Below are 23,344 nucleotides of genomic sequence, written 5' to 3'. Positions count from 1 at the left end.
ATACTGCATAAAGTTTACGTAAAAATCACCACGGTACAGCGTGGTTGCGATGGGGCAGTTTTATTCAATACCCGCGGCTTTCGCAGATTTACTGTGTGCGCTACCTCACCAACATGAAGAAGGTATGCGATGACTCTGTTTTTCTCCATGGCGGCATTTGCCCTGGTCGCCTCCATCACGCCGGGCCCTGTGAATATCGTGGCCCTCAGTTCCGGGGCTCGGTACGGCTTTCGTGCGACGTTGCGCCATGTGGCCGGCGCCACCCTGGGGTTCGTCCTGTTGCTGGTGCTGATGGGGCTGGGGTTGCATGAAGTGCTACAGCGCTGGCCCGCTCTTACGCGGGTGGTGCAATGGGGCGGCGTGGCGTTCCTGTTGTTCATGGCCTGGAAGTTGGTAATGGATAATGGTCACCTGGGCGCCAATGACGAGGGGCGGGCACCCTCGATGTTCTACGGTGCACTGATGCAATGGCTCAACCCCAAGGCCTGGTTGGCCTGTGTCGCGGGAATGGGCGCCTTCGTGGCTGATGGCGAGGCAAGGCTGGTCTGGCAGTTCGCGGCCATCTACCTGGTGATTTGCTACGTCTCGGTGGGCTGTTGGGCGTATGCCGGCAGTTTTCTGCGCAACTGGCTGGGTAATCCGGCAACCATGCGGCTGTTCAATCGGGCGATGGCGGTGTTGCTGGTGGCGAGTGCGGTGTATCTGTTGGTGCCTTGAAAAAGAATGGCTAAATAAATCATCCAAGACAGTTGCTCCCACAGGAGTTCGCGTGAGCTTTGTGGGAGCGGGCTTGCTCGCGAAGACGATATCAGCCGCGATACTGCCCCGGCGTAGCCGCCAGATGCTGCTTGAAGGCTCGCTGGAAGTGCGCCTGGTCGGCAAAACCGCTGTCCAGAGCGACATCGGCGATCAGCTTGCCTTCGCGCAATTGCCGGCGAGCGTACTGGATCCGGCGATTGACCAGGAAGGCATGGGGCGTCATCCCGTAGTGGCGCTTGAAAGCCCGGCTCAGGTACGACGGCGACAGCTCTGCGGCGGCGCAGATGTCTTCGAGCGTCAAGGCCTCGGTGCAATGGTCATGGATGAACTGTGCCGCCCGCATCAACCCCGGATGGCTGCCCCGGTCCGGACGCCCCGCGGGGTTGAGACGTTGCTGCAGATCGATGAAGAACGCCTCGGTGGCGGCCTGTTTGGACGAGGGGGCGAGCCGTTCATCCACCAATTGCCCGTACAACCCTTGCAATGCGGCAAACAGCTCGGCATCGCGACTGTGGGTGGTGGCAAAGCCCTGGAAATCCAACTGCTCGTCAAAGCCGATCCGTCGCTGCAGGTCCCTGAGCCATAGGGTGTCGACGTAGAGCATCACGTATGACCATGGCTGGTTGTCAATCGGGTTGCAGGCGTGGACATCACCAGGGTTCATCAGCACCACGGTGCCGCTTTCGATCTTGAAGTTCGACTGCCCATGCATGTAGGTGCTGCATCCGGCGGTGATTGCCCCGATGGAGAAATGATCATGGGAATGCCGCGAATAACAGACCTTGCGCCCATCCGCGATGGCCCTGGCTTCGATGAAGGGCAAGGCCGCGTCGCGCCAGAAACGAGGGGCGGAATCCAGGGAAATGGGCTTCATTGGTCAGCGCCTCTTATTGAACCTGTGCCTCAGTGTATAAGCCCTTGTCGGCAAATGCCCGTCCGATTCAGTCATGCTATCGCGAGCGGAATGGGGGGCAGGGCACCGGGAATGAAAAACGCCGCTCGTCCCTTCCAGGACGAGCGGCGTTTTTCATGCGCGGCGCAGATTACTCTTCGATGTTGCCCATGGCGGTGGTATTGAAGCCGCCGTCCACGTACATGATCTCACCGCTGATGCCCGATGCCAGGTCGGAGCACAGGAAGGCGCCGGCGTTGCCGACTTCTTCGATGGTGACGTTGCGACGCAGCGGGGTTTGCGCTTCGTTGGCGGCCAGCATCTTGCGGAAGTTCTTGATGCCGGAAGCGGCGAGGGTGCGGATCGGACCTGCCGAGACACAGTTTACGCGAGTGCCGTCCGGGCCCAGGGAGCCGGCCAGGTAGCGCACGCCGGCTTCCAGGGAAGCCTTGGCCATGCCCATGACGTTGTAGTTCGGCATGGTGCGCTCGGCGCCCAGGTACGACAGGGTCAGCAGGCTGCCGTTGCGGCCCTTCATCATCTCGCGGCCGGCCTTGGCCAGGGCCACGAAGCTGTAGGCGCTGATGTCGTGGGCGATGCGGAAGCCTTCACGGGTGGTGGCTTCGGTGAAGTCGCCGTCCAGCTGGTCGCCTGGGGCGAAGCCCACGGAGTGCACGATGCAGTCCAGGCCGTCCCACTTCTTGCTCAGTTCTTCGAAGACCTTGGCGATTTCTTCATCGCTGGCCACGTCGCACGGGAAGCACAGCTCAGGGCTCGAACCCCAGCCTTGGGCGAACTCTTCGACACGACCCTTGAGTTTGTCGTTCTGATAAGTGAAGGCAAGTTCAGCGCCCTCGCGATGCATGGCGGCGGCGATGCCGGATGCGATGGACAGCTTGCTGGCGACACCGACGATCAGTACGCGCTTACCGGCGAGAAAACCCATGTGTTGCTCCTCTTTCAGGTTATTCGGCAGTTGTTGGGGCCAGGAAGGCGGCCTCCAGCAACTGCTGTGTATAGGGGTGTTGCGGCGCGGCGAATATGCTGCGGGCATCACCTTGTTCGACCACTTGGCCATGCTTGACCACCATCAATTGGTGGCTCAGCGCTTTGACGACAGCCAGGTCATGGCTGATAAACAGGTACGTCAGGTTGTACTTGGTTTGCAGCGACCGCAACAGCTCCACCACCTGGCGTTGCACGGTACGGTCCAGGGCCGACGTCGGTTCATCCAGCAGAATCAACGCCGGCTTGAGCACCAGGGCCCGGGCAATGGCGATACGCTGCCGTTGCCCTCCGGAAAATTCATGGGGGTAGCGGTTCCGGGTTTCCGGGTCCAGGCCTACCTCCTTCAATGCCGCGATTATCGCTTGTTCCTGTTCGGCTTCGGTGCCGATCTTGTGGATCCGCAGGCCTTCACCGACGATCTGGCCCACACACATCCGCGGGCTCAGGCTACCAAACGGGTCCTGAAACACCACTTGCATCTCCCGGCGCAGCGGTCGCACCTGCTGCTGTGTCAGGTTATCCAGCTGCTTGCCTTCGAAGCGGATCCCGCCCTGGCTGCCGATCAATCTCAGGATCGCCAGCCCCAGGGTGGACTTGCCGGAACCGCTTTCGCCAACGATCCCCAGGGTCTGGCCCTGGGGCAGGCTGAAGCGAATGCCATCCACGGCCTTGATGTAGTCCACCGTGCGCTTGAACAGGCCTTTTTTGATCGGGAACCAGACTTTCAGGTCCTCGACCTGCAACAGCGGCGGGCCGACCACGTTGCTCGTCGGGTTGCCGCTGGGCTCGGCGGCCAGCAGTTCCCGAGTGTACGGATGCTGCGGCGCGCGGAACAATTCTGCGCACGATGCCTGTTCGACGATGCAACCGCGCTGCATGACACATACACGGTGCGCAATTCTTCTGACCAGGTTCAAATCGTGGCTGATCAGCAGCAGCGACATGCCCAATCGTGCCTGCAGATCCTTGAGCAGATCGAGGATTTTCAGCTGGACGGTGACGTCCAGGGCGGTGGTCGGTTCGTCGGCGATCAGCAGTTCCGGCTCGTTGGCCAGGGCCATGGCGATCATGACCCGCTGGCGCTGGCCGCCGGACAGTTCGTGGGGCAGGGCCTTGAGACGCTTGTGCGGCTCGGGGATGCCCACCAGTTCCAGCAACTCCAAGGTCCGTCGGGTCGCGACCTTGCCGGTCAGGCCCTTATGGATGCCGAGCACTTCATTGATCTGTTTGCCGATGGAGTGCAGCGGATTGAGGGAGGTCATCGGCTCCTGGAAGATCATCGCGATCCGGTTGCCGCGGATGTGACGGATGGTTTTTTCCTTCAACCCCAGCATGTTCTGCCCGGCGTACTGGATGGCGCCGGTGGGGTGGTGGGCCAGCGGATACGGCAGCAACCGCAGGATCGAGTGGGCCGTTACCGACTTGCCCGAGCCGCTTTCTCCCACCAGGGCTAGGGTTTCGCCGCGCTTGATGTCGAAACTGACGCCCTCGACCACGCGCTGGCGATGTTGCCCGACCACGAATTCTACCGCCAGGTCGCGGACTTCGATCAGATTGTCCTGGTTCATGTCACTTCCTCGGATCGAAGGCATCGCGAGCGGACTCGCCGATGAATACCAGCAGGCTCAGCATGATCGCGAGTACGGCGAACGCGCTCATGCCCAACCAGGGCGCCTGGAGGTTGGATTTGCCCTGGGCCACCAGCTCGCCCAGGGACGGCGCGCCGGCCGGCAGGCCGAAACCGAGGAAGTCCAGGGCGGTGAGGGTGCCGATGGCGCCGGTGAGGATGAAGGGCATGAAGGTCATGGTCGAGACCATGGCATTGGGCAGGATATGCCGGAACATGATCGCGCCGTTCTGCATGCCCAGGGCTCGGGCGGCACGCACGTATTCGAGATTGCGCCCGCGCAGGAACTCGGCGCGCACCACGTCCACCAGGCTCATCCAGGAGAACAGCAACATGATCCCCAGCAGCCACCAGAAGTTGGGCTGGACGAAACTGGCCAGGATGATCAGCAGGTAAAGCACCGGCAGGCCAGACCAGATCTCCAGGAAGCGCTGGCCGGCCAGGTCGACCCAACCGCCATAGAAGCCCTGCAAGGCCCCGGCAATGACGCCGACGATCGAGCTGAGCAGTGTCAGGGTCAGGGCGAACAGCACCGAAATGCGGAAACCATAGATGACCCGGGCCAGTACATCCCGGCCCTGGTCGTCGGTGCCCAGCCAGTTCACCGCAGAAGGTGGTGCGGGGGCGGGGACCCTCAGGTCGTAATTGATGCTCTGGTAGCTGAACGGAATCGGTGCCCACAGCACCCAGGCATCCTTGGCCGCCAGCAGTTCGCGGATGTAGGGGCTCTTGTAGTTGGCCTCCAGCGGGAATTCGCCGCCGAAGGTGGTTTCCGGGTAGCGCTTGAGGGCCGGGAAGTACCAGCCGCCGTCGTAATGCACCACCAGTGGCTTGTCGTTGGCGATCAGTTCGGCGCCCAGGCTGAGGACAAACAGGATCATGAACAGCCACAGCGACCACCAGCCACGCTTGTTCGCCTTGAGCAGTTCGAACCGGCGGCGATTGAGGGGGGACAGGTTCATCTCAATGCTCCCGGCTTTCGAAGTCGATGCGTGGGTCGACGAAGGTATAGGTCAGGTCACCGATCAGTTTCACCACCAGCCCCAGCAGGGTGAAGATGAACAAGGTACCGAAGACCACCGGGTAGTCGCGGTTGATCGCCGCCTCGAAACTCATCAGCCCGAGGCCGTCGAGGGAGAAGATCACCTCCACCAGCAAGGAGCCGGTGAAGAAGATGCCGATGAACGCCGAAGGGAAACCGGCGATGACCAGCAACATCGCGTTGCGAAACACATGGCCGTAGAGCACCCGGTTGCGCGTCAGGCCCTTGGCCTTGGCGGTGACCACGTATTGCTTGTTGATCTCATCGAGGAAGCTGTTCTTGGTCAGCAGTGTCATGGTGGCGAAGTTGCCGATCACCAGGGCAGTCACCGGCAGGGCCAGGTGCCAGAAATAATCGAGGATCTTGCCGCCCCAGCTCAATTGATCGAAATTATTCGAGGTCAGGCCGCGCAACGGGAACCAGTCGAAATAGCTGCCGCCGGCGAACACCACGATCAGCAGAATGGCAAACAGAAATGACGGAATCGCATAGCCGATGATGATCGCCGAACTGGTCCACACATCAAAATGGCTGCCATGTCGCGTCGCCTTGGCGATCCCCAGCGGGATCGACACCAGGTACATGATCAGCGTGCTCCACAGCCCGAGGGAAATGGACACCGGCATCTTTTCCTTGATCAGGTCGATGACCTTGGCGTCGCGGAAGAAACTGTCGCCGAAATCCAGGTGGGCATAGTTCTTGATCATGATCCACAGGCGTTCGGGGGCCGGCTTGTCGAAGCCGTACATCCGTTCGATTTCCTTGACCAGCGCCGGGTCCAGGCCCTGGGCGCCGCGATACGACGAACCGGCCACCGAGACTTCGGCACCGCCGCCGGCGATGCGGCTGGTAGCGCCTTCGAAGCCTTCGAGCTTGGCGATCATCTGCTCCACCGGCCCGCCGGGCGCGGCCTGGATGATGACGAAGTTGATCAGCAGAATGCCGAACAGAGTCGGGATGATCAGCAGCAGCCGCCGGAAAATATAAGCCAGCATCGGGTTACTCCACGCTCGCCGGGGCAGCGTTGTTCTGTTGTTCGATTACTTGCTTAACTTCATCGGCAGGTTTGGTGTCCGGCTTGACCCACCAGGTGGTCGTGCCGATGTCATAGGTCGGCGTGACTTTCGGATGGCCGATGTGGTTCCAGTAGGCCACGCGCCAGGTCTTGATGTGCCAGTTGGGGATCACGTAGTAGCCCCATTGCAGCACGCGATCCAGGGCGCGGGCGTGGGCGACCAGGCTCTTGCGCGAATCGGCGTTGATCAGTTGTTCCACCAACTGGTCGACGGCCGGATCCTTCAAGCCCATGGTATTGCGGCTGCCGGGCTTGTCGGCCGCGGCTGACATCCAGAACTCGCGCTGTTCGTTCCCCGGCGAGCTGGACTGCGGGAAGCTGCCCACCATCAGGTCGAAATCCCGGGAGCGCACGCGATTGATGTACTGGGACACGTCGACCCGGCGGATCACCAGCTCGATGCCCAGGTCGCTCAGGTTGCGCTTGAACGGTAGCAGTACCCGTTCGAACTCGGTCTGGGCCAGCAGGAACTCCAGCACCACCGGTTTGCCCTGGGCATCGACCATCTTGTCGTCGACGATGCGCCAGCCGGCTTCCTGCAGCAATTGATAGGCCTTGCGCTGCTGGTCGCGGATCATGCCGCTACCATCGCACATCGAAGGTTGGAACGCTTCGGTGAAGACTTGCTCGGGAATCTTGCCGCGCAGGGGCTCGAGGATCTTCAGTTCGTCCTCGCCGGGCAGGCCGGTGGCGGCCATTTCCGAATTCTCGAAATAACTGCGGGTGCGGGCATAGGCACCGTTGAACAGTTGTTTATTGGTCCATTCGAAGTCCAGCAGCAGGCTCAGGGCCTTGCGCACCCGCACGTCTTGGAACACCGGGCGACGCAGGTTGTAGACGAAGCCCTGCATGCCGGTGGGGTTGCCGTTGGGAATCTGCTCCTTGATCAACCGGCCTTCGGTGACGGCCGGGATGTTGTAGGCGTTGGCCCAGTTCTTGGCGGTCATTTCCAGCCAGAAATCGAACTGCCCGGCTTTCAGCGCCTCGACCGCGACGGTGTTGTCGCGGTAGTAGTCGGTGGTCAGGACGTCGAAATTGTAGAAGCCGCGATTGACCGGCAGGTCCTTGCCCCAATAGTCCTTGACCCTTTCATAGCGGACCGAGCGCCCGGCTTTCACCTCGGTGACCCTGTAGGGGCCGCTGCCCAGTGGGATTTCCAGGTTGCCCTTGTTGAAATCGCGATCGGCCCACCAATGCTTGGGCAAGACCGGCAGTTGGCCGAGGATGAGCGGCAGTTCACGGTTATTCGTGTGCTTGAACTTGAACAGCACCTTGAGCGGGTCTTCGGCGATGACCTCAGCGACGTCGTTGTAATAGCCGCGGAACATCGGCGCGCCGTCCTTGGTCAAGGTCTGGAAGCTGAAGACCACGTCTTCGGCGCGTACCGGATGGCCGTCGTTGAAACGGGCTTCGGGGCGCAGGTAGAAGCGCACCCAGGCATTGTCCGGGGCTTTCTCGATTTTTTCGGCAATCAGGCCGTATTCGGTGAACGGTTCGTCGAGGCCTTGCTTGGCCAGGGTGTCGTAGATCAGACCGATGTCATCGGCCGGCACGCCTTTGCTGATGAATGGGTTGAGGCTGTCGAAACCACCAAAGCCCCCCTGGCGGAAAATCCCGCCTTTGGGCGCGTCCGGGTTCACATAGTCGAAATGCTTGAAATCGGCCGGGTATTTCGGCGGCTCGTTGTACAAGGTCACGGCGTGCTGCGGCGCGGCACAGGCCAGCCCGGCGAAAAGCAGGCCGCCAGCCTGCAGGAGCAGGGCGCGTAAAGGCTTCATTGATCTTTCTCCGAAGATTTCAGCCACCACGCGCTCAGGCCCAAAGTGTAGGGCGGCGTGGTGACAAAGGCGAACCGGTTACGGTAGGCCAGGCGATGATAATTCAGATACCAGTTGGGAATGCAGTAGTGTTGCCACAACAGCACACGGTCGAGGGCTTTGCCGGCGGCGACCTGTTCGTCGCGGGTCTGCGCGGCGAGCAGCTTTTCCAGCAGATGGTCGACCACGGGGTTGGCGATCCCGGCGTAGTTCTTGCTGCCCTTGACCCCGACCTGGCTGGAGTGGAAATACTGCCATTGCTCCAGGCCCGGGCTGAGCGTCTGGTTCAGGGTCAGCAGGACCATGTCGAAGTCGAACTGGTCCAGGCGCTGTTTGTACTGGGCGCGGTCCACCGTGCGCAGACGGGCCTGGATGCCAATGCTGGTGAGGTTCTCGATGTAGGGCTGCAGAATGCGCTCCAGGTTCGGGTTCACCAGCAGGATCTCGAAACTCAGGGGCTGGCCGTCGGCGTTCAACAGGCGCTGGCCGTTGAGAGTCCATCCGGCTTCTTTCAGCAGCCCGAGGGCCCTGCGCAGGGTTTCCCGGGGGATGCCGCGACCGTCGGTATGGGGCAGACTGAAGGGCTCGGTGAACAGCCGGGGCGGCAATTGTTCGCGGTACGGTTTGAGCAACAGCCATTCGTGCCCCACCGGCAGGCCATTGGCGGAGAACTCGCTGTTGGGGTAATAACTGAGGGTGCGCTTGTAGGCGCTGCTGAACAGCGTGCGGTTGGTCCACTCGAAGTCGAACATCAACCCCAGCGCCTCGCGTACCTTGACCTCGGCAAATGTGCTGCGCCGGGTATTCATGAACAGACCCTGGGTCTGGGTCGGGATCTGGTGGGGAATCTGCGCCTTGATCACCTCGCCGCGGTTGACCGCCGGAAAGTCGTAGCCGTTGGCCCAGTTCTTGGCCTGGTGCTCGATGTAGATGTCGAACTCGCCCGCCTTGAAGGCTTCGAAGGCCACGTCGCTGTCGCGGTAGAACTCCACTTCCATCCGGTCGAAGTTGTACTTGCCGCGATTGACCGGCAGGTCCTTGCCCCAGTAATCCTTGACCCGCTCGAACACCAGCTGGCGACCCGGCTGCACTTGGGTTATACGGTACGGGCCGCTGCCCAGGGGCGGCTCGAACGTGGTGGCCTTGAAGTCGCGGTGCTCCCAATAATGCTGGGGCAGCACCGGTAGCTCGCCCAGGCGCAGGATCAACAAGGGATTGCCCGCGCGCTTGAAGACAAAACGGATTTTCAGCGGATTGAGGATGTCGACCCGCAGCACTTCCTGCAGGCTGGTGCGGTATTGCGGGTGGCCCTCCTTGAGCAGCGTCCGGTAGGAGAACGCCACATCATAGGCGGTGATCGGCACGCCATCATGAAACCGCGCCTCGGGCCGCAGGTTGAAGACCACCCAGCTGCGGTTTTCGTTGTATTCCACACTCTGGGCGATCAGGCCATAGCTCGACGTAGGCTCATCGCCGGAAGGCGCGTACTGGCCGGTGCCGACCATCAGTGGCTCGTTCAGTTCGTTGATGCCGTACTGCAGAAAATTCGCCGTGGAGACCGGGCTGCTGCCCTTGAAGGTGTACGGGTTGAGCGTATCGAAGGTGCCGAATGCCATGACCCGCAAGGTACCGCCCTTGGGCGCTTGCGGGTTGACCCAGTCGAAGTGGGTGAATCTGGCCGGGTACTTGAGCGTGCCGAATTGTGCGTAGCCATGGCTTTCGCTGATGGTTGCGCTGGCGGGGAAGCTCAGGGCCAGGCTGATCAGGAACAGGAGGAGGGGACGTATCAAGTCTGGTATCCGATCCAGGCGGCTTGGGCTTTTATGGCCTGTACAGTAACAGCTTGTATCGACAGGAAAAAGGCAGGTAACAGGGAGTCAGTCAGTTGAAGGGCATCAGCCAGGCGCTGAGCCTGTGGCGAGGGGATTTATCGAAACGTCGCACCGCCACAAGAATCCCTCGAGCCTGTCAATGTGGGGAGTAGACCGTCAACATCTGCCCAGGCTTGAGGGCCTTGCCCATGCGCGGGTTCCAGCGTTTGAGGTGTTGCATCTCGACATTGAAGCGCTTGGCCACCACGTACAGCGAGTCACCCTGCTGGACCTTGTACTGGGTCTGCTGCTTCTTCGGGTCCTTGCTGTTGGCGGCCACCACGGTGTTGATGCGCTTGCCGCTGGCCTTGGTTGCCTTGGTCGCCTTGGCGTCCTGCATGACCAGGGTCTGGCCGACCTTGAGCTTGTTGCCGCTGAGCTTGTTCCAGCGTTGCAAGTCCTTGGTCTGGACGTTGTTGGCCTTGGCGATCTGGGCCAGGTTGTCACCGCGTTTGACCCGGTAGCTGCGCCGGGCACCTTCGACTTCGCTGTCATCGGCACTTTCGAAGACCGGTTTGAGCGAGCGCTGGCTGATCAGTTCTTCCGGACGCATGGTCGACAGACTGGCGGTCAGCAACTGGGCTTTGGAGGTGGGCACCAGCAGGTGCTGAGGGCCATCGATGGTGGTGCGCTGCTTGAAGGCCGGATTGAGCTGGAACAGCTCGTCTTCGTCGATGTTCGCCACCGCCGCGACCTTGGACAGGTCCATGCGCTGGTTGATCTCGACGACCTGGAAATAGGGTTCGTTGGCGATCGGGTTGAGGTTCACGCCATAGGCATCGGGGGCGAGCACTACCTGGGACAATGCCAGCAGCTTGGGCACATAGGCCTGGGTCTCGGCAGGCAGCGGCAGGTTCCAGTAGTCGGTGGGCAGGCCGAGTTTTTCGTTGCGCTCGATGGCGCGGCTGACCGTGCCTTCGCCGGCGTTGTAGGCGGCCAGCGCCAACAGCCAGTCACCGTTGAACATGTCGTGCAGGCGCGTCAGGTAATCCATGGCCGCCGTGGTGGAGGCGGTGATGTCGCGACGCCCGTCGTAGAAGCGGGTCTGGCGCAGGTTGAAGTAACGCCCGGTGGACGGAATGAACTGCCACAGCCCGACGGCGTTGGCCCGGGAGTAGGCCATGGGGTTGTAGGCGCTTTCGATCACCGGCAGCAGCGCCAGCTCCAGCGGCATGTTGCGCTCTTCGAGGCGTTCGACGATGTAGTGCATGTACAGGCTGCCGCGTTCACCGGCCCCCTCGAGGAACGACGGGTTGCTGGCGAACCACAGGCGCTGTTGCTCGATACGCGGGTTGACGCCTGCGGTCTCCTGCAACTGGAAGCCCTGGCGCATGCGTTCCCAGATGTCCTGGGGAACCTGGGGGCTGGGCTTCTCGCTGAGCCAGACCGGCTTCTGCTTGGCGCGGGCCGCCATGTTCTTTGGCGCGGCCGTGTCGGTCTGGGGCATCTGGCCCGAGCTCTGGCAGCCCGCCAGGATGGCGGACACAGCCACCGCGATGGCTTGAGCCAGGCGGGTCAAAGTAGCTGACGGGACGGACCTGCGTATGGATGACGACATTGGCTGGAAGTAAGTTCCGGGCAAAAATGTCGGCCGATTCTAGAAAGCGCACCCCAACAGGTCAACCATTCAGAATTTTTGTATCAGCCGATGGCTGCCTTAGAACTTATCTTTCCAGGCCCTCAAGGCCGCAAAAACCTCGCTCGGCGTCCCGTTTCGCTGGCCGTTCCGTTCGTCTGCTTTTTGTTTAACGGATGTTTCAGCGGTGCGCAGGAATGGATTGGTGAGTTTTTCCAGGGCCAGGGTCGACGGCAGCGTCATGACGCCCTCGCTGCGTTGCCGGCCGACTTTTTCAAGGCGGGCGGCGATGTCCGGGTTGCCGGGCTCCACCGCGGCGGCGAACTTCAGGTTGCCGAGGGTGTATTCGTGGGTGCAGTAGACCAGCGTATCGTCCGGCAGGGCGGCGAGGCGGCCGAGGGAATGGTGCATCTGTTCCGGCGTGCCTTCGAAGAGCCGTCCGCAACCGGCGGCGAACAGGGTGTCGCCGCAGAACAGCAGGCCATGGTGGTAATAGGCGATATGCCCCAATGTATGGCCGGGCACGGCGTAGACATCGAAGTCCAGGCCGAGCACCTTGACCTGGTCGTTGTCCTTGAGCGCGACGTCCCGCGCCGGAATGTTCTCGCTGGCAGGGCCGTGCACGGTGGCGTTCGTCGCATTTTTCAGCGCCTGGACGCCGCCGACATGATCATGGTGATGGTGGGTAATCAGGATGTCGCTCAAGACCCAGCCCGGGTGGGCCTCGAGCCAGGCCTGGACCGGTGCGGCGTCACCCGGGTCGACCACGGCGCAGCGGCGGCTGGAGTGGTCCTGTAACAACCAGATGTAGTTATCGGTGAAGGCGGGCAGGGCACTGATCTGTATCATCGTGGAATTCGCCAAGCGGAAAACAAAGGCGCATCTTAGAACTTCCTGACGCGTTGGAGAATGCAATGACTGACGAAGCGTTCGCTCAGGCTGACCCCGACTGGCTGGCGTTGATCAGCGCAGCCCGTGAATGGCTGTCCGGCCCCGTCGGGCAATTTTTGCTGGAAGAGGAACGGCGCATGCTCGAAGATGAGCTGGGTCGCTTCTTCGGCGGTTACCTGGTGCACTACGGTCCGTCGGCGCAGACACCGCCGTCGGCACCGCAGGTCCAGCGCAACGTGCGCCTGGGCGCACCGCTGCCCGGGGTGGAGATCGTCTGCGAGGAACAGGCCTGGCCGTTGAGCGAGCACGCCGCCGATGTGGTGGTGATGCAGCACGGCCTGGATTTCTGCCTGTCGCCCCACGGCCTGCTGCGTGAAGCCGCCAGCAGCGTGCGTCCGGGTGGGCATCTGTTGATCATCGGGCTCAACCCCTGGAGCAGTTGGGGACTACGCCATGTCTTCGCCCATGATGGCTTGCGCCAGGCTCGCTGCATCTCGGCATCGAGGGTGGGCGACTGGCTCAACCTGCTGGGCTTCGCGCTGGAGAAACGCCGCTTCGGGTGCTATCGTCCGCCGCTTGCGTCGCCCAAGTGGCAAGCCCGCCTGGCGGGGTGGGAGCGCAGGGCGGGCGACTGGCAACTGTCCGGTGGCGGTTTCTATCTGCTGGTGGCGCGCAAGATTGCAGTCGGGCTGCGCCCTGTGCGCCAGGTGCGACGCGAGCCGATGGGCAAGCTGATTCCCTTGCCGATGGCCAAGGTCAATCGTCGCCATATCGAGCCATAACCCTTTTTCTGATGGTCTGGCCGGCATTTCGGTTGCAGGCGTTTTCGGGCCTGGCCGGCAGGCCTTTGCATTTTTCCTGGATAGATTGGCATGAGCGATAGCGTAGAACTCTTCACTGATGGCGCCTGCAAGGGCAACCCCGGCCCGGGCGGCTGGGGTGCGTTGCTGGTGTGCAAGGGCGTGGAGAAAGAACTCTGGGGCGGCGAAGCCAATACCACCAACAATCGCATGGAGCTGATGGGCGCCATCCGCGGCCTGGAAGAACTCAAGCGCCCCTGCGACGTGCTGCTGGTGACCGACTCGCAGTACGTGATGAAGGGCATCAACGAGTGGATGGCCAACTGGAAGAAGCGCGGCTGGAAGACGGCCGCGAAGGAACCGGTCAAGAATGCCGACCTCTGGAAGTTGCTGGACGAACAGGTCAACCGCCATAACGTGACCTGGAAGTGGGTACGCGGGCACATCGGCCACCACGGCAACGAACGGGCCGACCAGTTGGCCAATCGTGGGGTGGATGAGGTGCGGGGATACAAACAGGCCTGATGCAGCCAGTAAAAGCTGCGGTCAGTTACTCCGCCGCAGCGTGTTAACATCCCCGCTTTTGCAAGACAGCCCGTTGAGAACTGAACACTGATGGCCAACAGATCTGTTGTACTGGATACCGAAACCACCGGCATGCCGGTGACCGATGGTCACCGGATTATCGAGATCGGCTGTGTCGAGCTGATCGGGCGGCGGCTGACCGGTCGCCATTTCCATGTCTACCTGCAACCGGACCGCGAAAGTGACGAGGGCGCCATCGCCGTCCACGGCATCACCAACGAATTCCTGGTGGGCAAGCCGCGTTTCGCCGAAGTGGCCGATGAATTCTTCGAGTTCATCCAGGGCGCGCAGCTGATCATTCATAACGCGGCGTTCGACGTTGGCTTCATCAACAATGAATTCGCCTTGATGGGCCAGCACGACCGGGCCGACATCACCCGGCATTGCACCATCCTCGACACCCTGGTGATGGCTCGCGAGCGGCACCCGGGGCAGCGCAACAGCCTCGACGCCTTGTGTAAGCGCTATGGGGTCGACAACTCCGGCCGTGAACTGCACGGCGCCTTGCTCGACTCCGAGATCCTTGCCGACGTCTACCTGACCATGACCGGCGGCCAGACCAGCCTGTCCCTGGCCGGCAACGCGTCGGACGGTAATGGGACCGGCGAGGGCTCGGGTGCACAGGCCAGCGAAATCCGGCGTTTGCCCGCCGACCGTCGGCCCGCCCGGATCATCCGTGCCAGTGAAAACGACCTGGCCGAACATGCCGCACGTCTGGAAGCCATCGCCAAGTCCGCCGGTGCCCCGGCACTGTGGACGCAGTTGGCTGAGGCCAGCCAGTGAGGAATTGACCAGTGCCCCCTGTGGGAGCGGGCTTGCTCGCGAATGCGGTGTATCGGGCGACCAATTGTTGTCTGACCCACCGCTTTCGCGAGCAAGCCCGCTCCTACAGGGGCAGTAGTGTCATTGTTTATTGTTCATCGCTCGCCACAATCGTCAGTACCTTCTAACCTGAGGTAAACGGCAGTCCATGGGTAGCCGCTTGATGTACACAGTTTCGAGAGGCGTGGGCAATGGATTGCAGCGTGCCGTTGGTTGGCTCAAGGAATGAGGACCTTTACCAGTATGCAGTCGGTCATGAATCCCAAACACCCCGGCTTGTCGGTGCGGGTCGTCGATGACGGCTTCGCTGCGTACATCTGGGGCAGTGATTTCAGTTTCGAAGTCAGCGCTTACGGCACCGCGCAGATCGGCCGTCCCGTGAGTCAATGGCCGGTTACGCCCATTGTCCCCTATCAAAAATGCTATGGCATCGACCCGGAAGAGTTCAGCAGCTTCCACGACGCGCCGGACAGCGAAATCTTCATGGCCTATCTGGACGACCATCCGGTGGGGCATCTGGTGGTCAGCACCAACTGGAACGGTTTTGCCCACATCGACGAACTGGCGGTGCATGCCCCGGCCCGTCGTCATGGGGTGGCCAAGGCCTTGCTCGACGTGGCGCAGTTCTGGAGCCGCAAGAAAAAATTGCCGGGGATCATGCTGGAAACCCAGAACAACAACCTGGGGGCCTGCCGGCTCTACGAACGCTGTGGCTATGTGCTCGGCGGTATCGACCACCTGCGCTACCGCGGTATCGACCGGCATACCGCCGAAGTGGCGTTGTTCTGGTACCGGTTGTTCGATGATCCGCTGGGCATGTCGGTCAGTGGCTCAGCAACGCCTCGGCTTGTTCCGTAACCAGCTCCAGCAGCGCTTGAAGCGTGGGTGGCGGGGCCGTGCCGGTCAGGCGCAGGGCGTAGAGGCAAATGGGAATGGCGGGCGATACCGGGCATACGTCCAGCCCGCCATCCTTGGCGCCCGAGGCGGTAAAGGGATCGACGACGGCCAGGCCTTCGCCGGCCTCGACCATGGCGCGCATCATCTGGTGGGTCTGGACGCGAATCTGGATCACCGGCGCCGGGCGCAGCGCTCCGAGTTTATTGTCGAACGCAGGGCTCAGTGGGTCCTGGCCATCGAGCCCCACCAGCGACTGGCCCGCCAGATCCTGAAGCGAAATGTACTTTTGCCGTGGCTGCAGCCAGCCGTGGGGGGCCAGCAATTGCAGTTTGCCCTGGGCAATCATCTGGCAATGGATGTCGGGGTGCTCGGGGTCATGCAGGCTCAGGCCCAGGTCGCTGTCGCGCAGCAGCAGGCTGCGGACGATCTCACGGGTCGGCTGGCTCAGCAGCGTACACGGCGCATCCGGGTAGCGGCGGCGTAGGGCGGCCATGCTGCGGGGCAACAATTGCTGGGCCAGTGGCGGGGTGCAGATGATCCGCAGGGGCGGCGCCTGATAGTGTTTCAAACTGCTGGCCAAGCGCTGCACCGGCTCGAGGGCGTCGTACACGCCAGTGATGCCGTCGCGCAGTTCAAGGGCTTCTCGAGTAGCCTGCAAGCGTCCGCGAACGCTGGCGAACAACATGAAGCCCAACTGAGCTTCGGCATCGCGCAGGGTCGACTCGACTTCAGCCACCGGCAATTGCAGCCATTCGGCCGCGGTGCCTAGGTGGCCAGTCTGCAGCAGCGCCTGGATCACTTCGATGTGGCGTAGTCGCATGCAAGAAGTCCAAGTGCGGCGGGGGAGCCATTCAATGGCTGAATCCTAACCCAAGTCCGGGCATGACTTCTGCTTATGTCATAAAGCTATTTGCGTTTCGGGTTCACGCACCAATTCAATGCCGGACTGCACCAGCAGGAACCTGTCTTCATCGAGCTTGCTGACACGATCACCGATGGCCAGCTTGTAAGTGGTGACAGGCTCCTTGCCGTTTCCGTCCGGCGACGGGGTCGATTCCTGGAATTCATGCACCGAATAGACGCGACCTTCGGCGTCCCGCGCATGGAATTGTCCGACAAGTACTGCTGCCATTGCTTAGAACCTCTGGAAATAGATCACTCGATTTACGGTTCTGTAGACCCAGGTCATGCGCGGTAAGTTTTCCTACAAGAAAAAAATAGTCCAGACGGCAGGTTTTCGGTTTTCCGCTGGTCCAATAATCCGCCCGATCATCTATAAATAGAGTCCCCTTTGATCCCTAGCCGAGAACATCCAATGAGTAATGTCTATACAGTGGCCGTTTTAGTGGGAAGCCTGCGCAAGGCCTCGATCAATCGCAAGTTGGCACTGGCGCTGGCGGATCTGGCGCCTGCCAACCTGAAGCTGGAGATCGTCGAGATAGGCGACCTGCCGCTCTACAATGAAGACATCGACGTCTCGCCCCCCGCTGCCTATAGCACCTTCCGCCAGCAGGTGGGCGCAGCCGATGCCTTGCTGTTCGTCACGCCGGAGTACAACCGTTCCGTGCCAGCACCGTTGAAGAACGCCATCGACGTCGGTTCGCGCCCCTACGGCCAGAGCTGCCTGAGTGGCAAACCCGGTGCGGTGATCAGCGCATCGCCGGGTGCCATCGGCGGTTTTGGCGCCAATCACCATCTGCGCCAGTCTCTAGTGTTCCTTAATGTGCCGTGCATGCAGCAACCGGAAGGCTACCTGAGCAATGCGGGCACGGCGTTCGATGAAGCGGGTCATGTGTCGGAGTCGGTGAAGCCGTTCCTGCAGACATTCATCAATGCCTATGGCCAGTGGGTCGAGCAGTACAAAAAGGTCTGATCCGTCCCCACCCATGAGGGATGCCCGTGGCGAGGGGCGCTTGTTTCCTCGTTACGGGTTTTTTATATATCGATTTAGATCCCCACTCTACTGTCAGCTCTGACAGTAGACGCTCTTATCCCAACGCGTCCTAATGACCTCACGTTCACTGCGCCTCTACTGTTTTATTGGCAGCCCTTCAAGCGTCGAGGTGTTTTCCCATGAAAAAGCGATTTCCTCCGCGTTATGTGCCCGACAACAACCCTCTGAGCCTTGATCCCCCTTGGCTCCCCGGCTGGACGATTCCCGTCGAGAACTATGATGCCGGTATCCCGGCTCGGCTGGCGGAAGGCGGTTTGCTCTGCGTCGTCGATCCCTGGACATCGATGGAAGTGGGCGACACCTTCAAGTTCTACTGGAATGACACGGCCACCCCCGTCTGGAGTACCACGATCGATCTGGCGCAAAAGGACCAGCAACTGACTTTCCGTATCGATGAGGGGCACATCGTCAGGGGCGATGCTTTTCCGGTGTTCTACAGTGTGCTGCGCGTCGGTGGGAGCATTCCCATAGAGTCGCAGCCGCAGTGGAAACTGTTGGTCAAACTCGACCCGCCCGGCGGTTTCGATGAGGACCAAGGCACGCCGGGCCACTCGGGTTTACGCTATTCCATACCTCAGGACATCCTTGACAACGGTGTTGGACCGGAAGAGGCCGCGGCCGGCGTGGAGATTACCATCAAGGCTTACGATCATATGCGTCGCAACGACAGGATCAATGTGGCCTGGGGTTCTGAGAATGTCTATCGCAAGGTGCTCGATGGCGAGGAGGGCCAGGACATTATCGTCACTATTCCCCTTGAAACCATCGAACGAGCCGGTGACAGCGATGGCCTTGCCATCGCTTATCAGGTGGTGGATGAGTGCGGTAATTATCCAGGCGGATACTGGCGCTGGTCAGCAGTGACCCAGATTCTCGTCGACCTCAACAACGACGGGCTCGATCCGCCGTTGGTGCTGGTCAACGGTTCTCCCGTCGACGAAATTGATCTCGCCGAGCTGGCCGGGGACCCTGTCATCGTGCGTGTTGCCGCCAACCGCTATGAACATGCCGTGGATGATCTGTTGCGCCTGACCTGGCGCGGCACGGCCGCGGACAGTTCTCCGGTGATCGTCGGCCCGCTGGAACAGACGGTGACCACCATTCCTTACTTCTACGACTTCACCATCCCATATGCCGATGTCGCGGCCATCGCCATGGGCCGTGCCTCGGTGCGTTACGTGCGGGTGCGCAGTGGTGAGGAGGATCAGCCGTCGAAAAGCAAGTCCGTGACCGTGGTCGGTGATGCCCGCCAATACCTGGCGCCTGAAATTGTCGAGGCCGTGGGCGGTACGCTGGACCCGGACTTGAATTTCTACACGCTTTCCGTTCCCTATTATCCGGGACGTGTCGCTGGCGATGAGATCATCATCATTTGCGACGGCCGTACCTCCACCACGCTTCCGACTTACCATGAAGTGATAGCGATCGTGGGCGATGAAGCGGTTGGTGCGCCGGTATTGGCGAACCTGGAAAAAGAACAGGTCAAACGTCTGGATGGCGGCTCGCTCACGGTGTACTACAGCGTGAACGGTCAGCCCGAGTCAGAGTCCTTGATCTTGACGGTGGGTGCGGCCGCGCCGTCGCTGCCGATCCCTACGGTGGTGGAAGCGCCCAATGACGTGCTGAACCCGGACGACGTCAACCCCGCCATCGGCGCCAACGTCATCGCCACCTACACCGCGACCCTGCCCGAGGATGTCGTCGTGCTGCGCTGGCGCGGCTCGTCGAGCAATGCCCGGGCCAGTCGAGAACCTTGACGGGCAACACGGCGGGCAAGGTGGTGCCCTTTACCGTGCCGTTCAGGTACGTCACTGAAAACCTCAACGGCACCGTGGATGTCAGCTACTCCGTCACCCGGGGCACTACCTTGCTGGGTAATTCCATCGTCCGACACCTGACGGTCGGTTCGGCCCTGGAACTGACGGCCCCCTCGGTGAAAGAAGCCAACGGTGCCACCCTGAACCCGGTCAATGCCAGGGACACGCTGACGGTCGTGGTGCCGACCAATGCCGCGCTGCTGCCTGACGACAAACTGAAAGTCACCTGGACCGGTGCTCCGGGCACGCCCGCCGAAGGTTCCTACACCTCGGACGAATGGCCGGTCAGGGACGGTTGGGAAGTGCCGATCGACAACCGCGTAGTGGCGTTTAGCTTGGGCAAGGCGGTGACCGTCACCTATACGGTGATCCAGGCTGGCGTGGAGTCGCCTCCCTCGGATACGTTTACATTGAATGTGCAAGCGATGCCCGTGGCCAGCCTGGCGATGCCGCTGATTCTGGAGGCGGCCCAGGGGGGGATCGGTAATGAGTTGGACCTGGGTAGCTTCACGGGGGATGCCCGAGTCACGGCGGCACCCTGGCCGCTGATTGCCGCTGGCCAGCGGGTCTGGCTGCGTTGTGAGGGCACTGCCAGTGATGGCTCGGACCAGACGATTACGCTTGCCACCGGCACTGAGGTTGATTCGAGCGAAGTGACTGCGGGGCTGTCGAGGTCCATCCCGCGCGCTGAACTTGAAAAATTGCTTGATGGCTCCGAGCTGAAGGTTGTGCTGGAGGTTACCTTCAACCGCAGTACCAGCGAGAGCGAGGCGGTGGTCTTCCCGTTGCGTATCTATGCCTTGGCCAATCAAGCTCCTTTCGAACACTACACTCCCTTTACGAATGGGGACATGAATGGCTGGCTATCTGGCGGAATCGTTGCGATCAGACAGGAGGCCGGTAATTACTACTGCCGGCTTGGATCTGCAGCTACACAGCTGTCAACTATACAAAGGAACATAGAAGGGTTGCGTCCCGGAGCCAGGTATGAGTTCAGTCTGCTCGCTCGTAGGGGGGCTGGGCATGAGGGGCTGTTAAAATTTAGGGTGGCCGGGCATTTACATGAGCCCAGCGGGCTCACTTCTATTTGGAGACCGTTCTCAATTACTTTTGAACCGACCCACGAAACGGTGCAGATAGAAATTTTTAATGGAAAACAGCAAGCGGAAAACCAAGTGACTGAAGTCGACGACATCCGCATTCGTTCGCTTTGACAGCGGATCAGACAAGTAATTGATCCACGCCAGATGGCACCTTCCACCTCTCCGTGGCGAGGGGGCTTGCTCCCGTTGGACTGCGCAGCAGGCCCCTTTGGCGGTCGCTGCGCAACCGAGCGGGAGCAAGCTCCCTCGCCACGGGCTTTATATATCGCTTCAAATCCCCGCTCTACTGTCAGCTCTGACAGTAGGAGGAAAGGGGACGCATTTATTTCGAGAATGAAAGTTCCTGCGTAGGACGTAGCCGCTCCCAGGCTACACCGCCTTGCGCCATTGCCTACAACTGCGCCAGAATCCGCCGGCTTGTGCGCCTGGGGGGCGGGTTCTATCGTTTGCGGGTCGCTGATTGATCAGTGATCGGGTTTGGTAGCCCGGGCTTTGGGTGCATAGCGTCATCTTCTGCAAGCGCAGCCATGCGCTTCGCCTTTTGGTGGCCATGCGCAGGGCCTTTTCGGAGGCGCCGGCTCCGATGCCCGGTCTACCAACCTTCGTATGGCCACCGCCCAATTCGTTTGGTAGCGAGAGGGTGATGGCTCCTTTTCAGAATGCATCGGAGTTTCATCATGTTCAAACCAACACCCAATCCACCAGACACCGATCCAAACCCCGCCGACTTCGACAAAGCCGCCAAACGAGCCCTCGACTTCTACCTAAAACCTGAATCCGACCCGAATCCACCGCCAGGCCAGCTCTTCACCGTTGTGAATGGCGTCGACACCGAGTGCCTGCTCGCCAACCTTAGTGAAACCCTGGCCTCTGCCGACGCGATGATCAGCGACCTGGCCTTCGAGCTGGATGGTTCGCGACGACATGTAGCATTGGGCATTCAGCAGTTGATCGAGTTGGGCGGATTGCTGGCCAACCGGGCGCTGGATAACGGCGATCCGCGCTAACTTGCCAGGCATCAACCTGTGGCGAGGGGATAAATCCCCTCGCCACAGGGGGCGCTTTGAACTGGTCAAGTAATCCCCTCACCACGGGGGGCGTGCAATGCCAATCCATTACTTTACTGGATATTCGGGTTTCCCTATATTCGCCCTTCGCTTGCCCAGACTTTTTGCCGTCATGTCCAGTCCCCACAATTCCGTCGATGTCTTCAAGGCTCTGGCCGACGACAGCCGCACCCGCACCCGCACCCGCATTGCGCTGTTGGTGGCCCGCGAGGAAGAATGTGCGTCTATGCACTCACTGCGGCGCTGGACCTGAGCCAGCCGAACATCTCCAGGCACCTGGCAGTTGCGTCACGCCAACTGGATCGGTGGCCGACGCTTTTTATCAATCCCTCTTTCCAAGGCTGTAGCGCATGCTTGTCGCGTCATTGATTTTCCTGCTGACCATAACCCTGGTGATCTGGCAACCCAAAGGGCTCGGCGTCGGCTGGAGCGCGACGTTCGGCGCGCTGCTGGCGTTGTTGAGCGGGGTGGTGCAGATCTCCGACATCCCGTTGGTGTGGCAGATCATCTGGAATGCCACCGGTACCTTCGTCGCGCTGATCATCATCAGCCTGTTGCTGGATGAAGCGGGGTTCTTCGCCTGGGCGGCCCTGCATGTGGCTCGCTGGGGGCGGGGCAGCGGGCGCAAGCTGTTTGCCTACATGGTGCTGCTCGGTGCCCTGGTGTCGGCGTTGTTCGCCAATGACGGCGCGGCGCTGATCCTCACGCCTATCGTGATTTCCATGCTGCTGGCCCTGCGTTTTTCCCCGGCGGCGACCCTGGCGTTCGTGATGGGGGCCGGTTTCATTGCCGACACCGCGAGCCTGCCGCTGGTGGTGTCGAACCTGGTGAATATCGTCTCGGCGGACTTCTTCGGCATCGGTTTCAACCGCTACGCGGCGGTGATGGTGCCGGTGAACCTGGTGGCGGTGGCGGCCAGTCTGGCGATCCTGATGTGGTTTTTCCGCCACGATATCCCCCGTGACTACGACCCGCATCAACTGGACGATCCGGCCAGTGCCATCCACGACAGCGCCACGTTCTATGCCGGTTGGGCCGTGCTGGTGATTCTGTTGTTGGGGTGCTTTGCCCTGGAGCCCCTGGGCATTCCCATCAGCGCCATTTCGGCCGTTTGCGCCGCGTTGCTGCTGGCCGTCGCCGCGCGCGGTCACAAGATCTCCACCCGCAAGGCCATGAAGGAAGCGCCGTGGCAGATCGTGATTTTTTCCCTGGGCATGTACCTGGTGGTCTATGGCCTGCGCAACGCGGGGCTGACTGACTACTTGGCCGGGTGGCTCGACGCTTTCGCCGGTTATGGCGTGTGGGGCGCGGCCATGGGCACTGGGGTGTTGACGGCGTTGCTCTCGTCGGTCATGAACAACCTGCCGACGGTGCTGGTCGGTGCGTTGTCCATCGATGCCAGCCATGCCACTGGTGCCGTGAAGGAAGCGATGGTCTACGCCAATGTCATCGGCAGCGACCTGGGGCCGAAAATTACACCCATCGGCAGCCTGGCGACCTTGCTTTGGTTGCATGTATTGGAGCGCAAGAATATTCAGATCGGCTGGGGGTATTACTTCAAGGTTGGGATTGTGTTGACGGTGCCGGTGTTGCTGGTGACGTTGGCGGCGCTGGCGTTGCGCTTGTCCTTTTAAACTGTGGTGACCCCTTCGCGAGCAAGCCCGCTTGTGTCTTGCTCTGCGATTAAACTGATGGTGAGAGCGGTGAGTGGCAAGCTGAATGCCCGGAGTGCTTAAAGCAC

Annotated in this window: 23 protein-coding genes; 12 read left to right on the top strand and 11 right to left on the bottom strand. The window is 61.0% G+C overall.

The window, feature by feature from the left end:
- The first annotated feature begins 129 nt into the window (after window positions 1-129).
- Entirely contained in the window at window positions 130-717 is a 588-nt protein-coding gene (locus tag FBY02_RS06760) for a LysE family translocator (protein ID WP_144925027.1), read from the top strand.
- A 91-nt stretch (window positions 718-808) separates the two neighbouring features.
- Here FBY02_RS06760 and FBY02_RS06755 read toward each other — a convergent pair whose 3' ends face one another.
- The 9 genes from FBY02_RS06755 to gloB all read right to left on the bottom strand — a co-directional run bounded on the left by FBY02_RS06755 (window position 809) and on the right by gloB (window position 12,516).
- Window positions 809-1,633, bottom strand: coding sequence for an AraC family transcriptional regulator (locus FBY02_RS06755; RefSeq protein ID WP_144925024.1), 825 nt, complete (start codon window positions 1,631-1,633; stop codon window positions 809-811).
- A 169-nt stretch (window positions 1,634-1,802) separates the two neighbouring features.
- Window positions 1,803-2,597, bottom strand: a complete 795-nt coding sequence (gene fabI, locus FBY02_RS06750; protein ID WP_003202751.1) for an enoyl-ACP reductase FabI — start codon at window positions 2,595-2,597, stop codon at window positions 1,803-1,805.
- A 19-nt stretch (window positions 2,598-2,616) separates the two neighbouring features.
- Complete coding sequence (locus FBY02_RS06745) at window positions 2,617-4,227, bottom strand: ABC transporter ATP-binding protein (RefSeq protein ID WP_144925021.1); 1,611 nt, start codon at window positions 4,225-4,227, stop codon at window positions 2,617-2,619.
- Between the two features lies 1 nt (window position 4,228).
- Window positions 4,229-5,248: an ABC transporter permease gene (locus FBY02_RS06740; RefSeq protein WP_144925018.1), complete on the bottom strand. Its 1,020-nt coding sequence runs from the start codon at window positions 5,246-5,248 to the stop codon at window positions 4,229-4,231.
- A 1-nt stretch (window position 5,249) separates the two neighbouring features.
- Window positions 5,250-6,323: a microcin C ABC transporter permease YejB gene (locus tag FBY02_RS06735; protein WP_144925015.1), complete on the bottom strand. Its 1,074-nt coding sequence runs from the start codon at window positions 6,321-6,323 to the stop codon at window positions 5,250-5,252.
- Between the two features lie 4 nt (window positions 6,324-6,327).
- Window positions 6,328-8,181, bottom strand: a complete 1,854-nt coding sequence (locus FBY02_RS06730; protein ID WP_144925012.1) for an extracellular solute-binding protein — start codon at window positions 8,179-8,181, stop codon at window positions 6,328-6,330.
- Window positions 8,178-10,010 (bottom strand): extracellular solute-binding protein, encoded by a 1,833-nt coding sequence (locus tag FBY02_RS06725; RefSeq protein ID WP_144925009.1) that lies wholly within the window; start codon window positions 10,008-10,010, stop codon window positions 8,178-8,180. Before FBY02_RS06725 ends, FBY02_RS06730 begins: the two co-directional genes overlap by 4 nt.
- A 178-nt stretch (window positions 10,011-10,188) precedes the next feature.
- Window positions 10,189-11,649, bottom strand: coding sequence for a transglycosylase SLT domain-containing protein (locus FBY02_RS06720; protein WP_144925005.1), 1,461 nt, complete (start codon window positions 11,647-11,649; stop codon window positions 10,189-10,191).
- A 99-nt stretch (window positions 11,650-11,748) separates the two neighbouring features.
- On the bottom strand, window positions 11,749-12,516 hold the full coding sequence (gene gloB / locus FBY02_RS06715) for a hydroxyacylglutathione hydrolase (protein ID WP_144925002.1): 768 nt from the start codon (window positions 12,514-12,516) through the stop codon (window positions 11,749-11,751).
- Between the two features lie 65 nt (window positions 12,517-12,581).
- Here gloB and FBY02_RS06710 point away from each other — a divergent pair, with 65 nt between their 5' ends.
- The 4 genes from FBY02_RS06710 to FBY02_RS06695 all read left to right on the top strand — a co-directional run bounded on the left by FBY02_RS06710 (window position 12,582) and on the right by FBY02_RS06695 (window position 15,623).
- Window positions 12,582-13,340, top strand: coding sequence for a class I SAM-dependent methyltransferase (locus tag FBY02_RS06710; RefSeq protein ID WP_047700957.1), 759 nt, complete (start codon window positions 12,582-12,584; stop codon window positions 13,338-13,340).
- Window positions 13,341-13,430: 90 nt separating this feature from the next.
- Window positions 13,431-13,883 (top strand): ribonuclease HI, encoded by a 453-nt coding sequence (gene rnhA / locus FBY02_RS06705; RefSeq protein WP_030142629.1) that lies wholly within the window; start codon window positions 13,431-13,433, stop codon window positions 13,881-13,883.
- Between the two features lie 90 nt (window positions 13,884-13,973).
- The gene (gene dnaQ, locus FBY02_RS06700; RefSeq protein WP_144924998.1) at window positions 13,974-14,726 is read left to right on the top strand and encodes a DNA polymerase III subunit epsilon; all 753 of its coding nucleotides are present in this window, start codon (window positions 13,974-13,976) and stop codon (window positions 14,724-14,726) included.
- A gap of 282 nt (window positions 14,727-15,008) precedes the next feature.
- Window positions 15,009-15,623 carry a GNAT family N-acetyltransferase gene (locus FBY02_RS06695; protein WP_144924995.1) on the top strand — a complete coding sequence of 205 codons (615 nt, stop codon included), beginning with the start codon at window positions 15,009-15,011 and terminating at the stop codon, window positions 15,621-15,623.
- Here the strand turns inward: FBY02_RS06695 and FBY02_RS06690 are convergent.
- Both FBY02_RS06690 and FBY02_RS06685 read right to left on the bottom strand, forming a co-directional pair.
- A complete protein-coding gene (locus FBY02_RS06690; protein WP_144924992.1) occupies window positions 15,589-16,482 on the bottom strand; it encodes a LysR family transcriptional regulator in 894 nt (297 codons plus the stop codon). The genes FBY02_RS06695 and FBY02_RS06690 overlap by 35 nt on opposite strands.
- A gap of 78 nt (window positions 16,483-16,560) precedes the next feature.
- Window positions 16,561-16,794 carry a hypothetical protein gene (locus FBY02_RS06685; protein ID WP_024776992.1) on the bottom strand — a complete coding sequence of 78 codons (234 nt, stop codon included), beginning with the start codon at window positions 16,792-16,794 and terminating at the stop codon, window positions 16,561-16,563.
- 183 nt (window positions 16,795-16,977) lie between these two features.
- Here FBY02_RS06685 and FBY02_RS06680 point away from each other — a divergent pair, with 183 nt between their 5' ends.
- The 7 genes from FBY02_RS06680 (at window position 16,978) to FBY02_RS06655 (ending at window position 23,237) form a co-directional block, all read left to right on the top strand.
- A complete protein-coding gene (locus FBY02_RS06680) occupies window positions 16,978-17,535 on the top strand; it encodes an NADPH-dependent FMN reductase (RefSeq protein WP_144924989.1) in 558 nt (185 codons plus the stop codon).
- A 200-nt stretch (window positions 17,536-17,735) separates the two neighbouring features.
- Complete coding sequence (locus FBY02_RS06675; RefSeq protein ID WP_144924986.1) at window positions 17,736-19,373, top strand: hypothetical protein; 1,638 nt, start codon at window positions 17,736-17,738, stop codon at window positions 19,371-19,373.
- The gene (locus FBY02_RS06670; RefSeq protein WP_144924983.1) at window positions 19,370-20,647 is read left to right on the top strand and encodes a hypothetical protein; all 1,278 of its coding nucleotides are present in this window, start codon (window positions 19,370-19,372) and stop codon (window positions 20,645-20,647) included. Before FBY02_RS06675 ends, FBY02_RS06670 begins: the two co-directional genes overlap by 4 nt.
- Before the next feature lie 566 nt (window positions 20,648-21,213).
- Window positions 21,214-21,543 (top strand): DUF6124 family protein, encoded by a 330-nt coding sequence (locus FBY02_RS06665; protein WP_144924980.1) that lies wholly within the window; start codon window positions 21,214-21,216, stop codon window positions 21,541-21,543.
- Between the two features lie 172 nt (window positions 21,544-21,715).
- Window positions 21,716-21,856, top strand: a complete 141-nt coding sequence (locus tag FBY02_RS06660; protein ID WP_371921397.1) for a hypothetical protein — start codon at window positions 21,716-21,718, stop codon at window positions 21,854-21,856.
- Window positions 21,820-21,972, top strand: coding sequence for an ArsR family transcriptional regulator (locus FBY02_RS28660; RefSeq protein WP_371921396.1), 153 nt, complete (start codon window positions 21,820-21,822; stop codon window positions 21,970-21,972). The genes FBY02_RS06660 and FBY02_RS28660 overlap by 37 nt, the downstream gene beginning before the upstream one ends.
- Window positions 21,954-23,237 carry an arsenic transporter gene (locus FBY02_RS06655; RefSeq protein ID WP_144924977.1) on the top strand — a complete coding sequence of 428 codons (1,284 nt, stop codon included), beginning with the start codon at window positions 21,954-21,956 and terminating at the stop codon, window positions 23,235-23,237. Before FBY02_RS28660 ends, FBY02_RS06655 begins: the two co-directional genes overlap by 19 nt.
- The last annotated feature ends 107 nt before the right edge of the window (window positions 23,238-23,344 follow it).

The sequence above is a fragment of the Pseudomonas sp. SJZ078 genome, assembly GCF_007828255.1.
Classification (GTDB): Bacteria; Pseudomonadota; Gammaproteobacteria; order Pseudomonadales; family Pseudomonadaceae; genus Aquipseudomonas.
The sequence above is the reverse complement of the archived record's forward strand: the minus strand, read 5'-3'. Positions and strand labels throughout refer to the sequence as shown.

Coding starts and splice junctions, on each gene's coding strand:
- FBY02_RS06760 (WP_144925027.1), top strand. CDS start 130: ATGACTCTGTTTTTCTCCATGGCGGCATTTGCCCTGGTCGCCTCCATC.
- FBY02_RS06755 (WP_144925024.1), bottom strand. CDS start 1,633: ATGAAGCCCATTTCCCTGGATTCCGCCCCTCGTTTCTGGCGCGACGCG.
- fabI (WP_003202751.1), bottom strand. CDS start 2,597: ATGGGTTTTCTCGCCGGTAAGCGCGTACTGATCGTCGGTGTCGCCAGC.
- FBY02_RS06745 (WP_144925021.1), bottom strand. CDS start 4,227: ATGAACCAGGACAATCTGATCGAAGTCCGCGACCTGGCGGTAGAATTC.
- FBY02_RS06740 (WP_144925018.1), bottom strand. CDS start 5,248: ATGAACCTGTCCCCCCTCAATCGCCGCCGGTTCGAACTGCTCAAGGCG.
- FBY02_RS06735 (WP_144925015.1), bottom strand. CDS start 6,323: ATGCTGGCTTATATTTTCCGGCGGCTGCTGCTGATCATCCCGACTCTG.
- FBY02_RS06730 (WP_144925012.1), bottom strand. CDS start 8,181: ATGAAGCCTTTACGCGCCCTGCTCCTGCAGGCTGGCGGCCTGCTTTTC.
- FBY02_RS06720 (WP_144925005.1), bottom strand. CDS start 11,649: ATGTCGTCATCCATACGCAGGTCCGTCCCGTCAGCTACTTTGACCCGC.
- gloB (WP_144925002.1), bottom strand. CDS start 12,516: ATGATACAGATCAGTGCCCTGCCCGCCTTCACCGATAACTACATCTGG.
- FBY02_RS06710 (WP_047700957.1), top strand. CDS start 12,582: ATGACTGACGAAGCGTTCGCTCAGGCTGACCCCGACTGGCTGGCGTTG.
- rnhA (WP_030142629.1), top strand. CDS start 13,431: ATGAGCGATAGCGTAGAACTCTTCACTGATGGCGCCTGCAAGGGCAAC.
- dnaQ (WP_144924998.1), top strand. CDS start 13,974: ATGGCCAACAGATCTGTTGTACTGGATACCGAAACCACCGGCATGCCG.
- FBY02_RS06695 (WP_144924995.1), top strand. CDS start 15,009: ATGCAGTCGGTCATGAATCCCAAACACCCCGGCTTGTCGGTGCGGGTC.
- FBY02_RS06690 (WP_144924992.1), bottom strand. CDS start 16,482: ATGCGACTACGCCACATCGAAGTGATCCAGGCGCTGCTGCAGACTGGC.
- FBY02_RS06685 (WP_024776992.1), bottom strand. CDS start 16,794: ATGGCAGCAGTACTTGTCGGACAATTCCATGCGCGGGACGCCGAAGGT.
- FBY02_RS06680 (WP_144924989.1), top strand. CDS start 16,978: ATGAGTAATGTCTATACAGTGGCCGTTTTAGTGGGAAGCCTGCGCAAG.
- FBY02_RS06675 (WP_144924986.1), top strand. CDS start 17,736: ATGAAAAAGCGATTTCCTCCGCGTTATGTGCCCGACAACAACCCTCTG.
- FBY02_RS06665 (WP_144924980.1), top strand. CDS start 21,214: ATGTTCAAACCAACACCCAATCCACCAGACACCGATCCAAACCCCGCC.
- FBY02_RS06660 (WP_371921397.1), top strand. CDS start 21,716: ATGTCCAGTCCCCACAATTCCGTCGATGTCTTCAAGGCTCTGGCCGAC.
- FBY02_RS28660 (WP_371921396.1), top strand. CDS start 21,820: ATGTGCGTCTATGCACTCACTGCGGCGCTGGACCTGAGCCAGCCGAAC.
- FBY02_RS06655 (WP_144924977.1), top strand. CDS start 21,954: ATGCTTGTCGCGTCATTGATTTTCCTGCTGACCATAACCCTGGTGATC.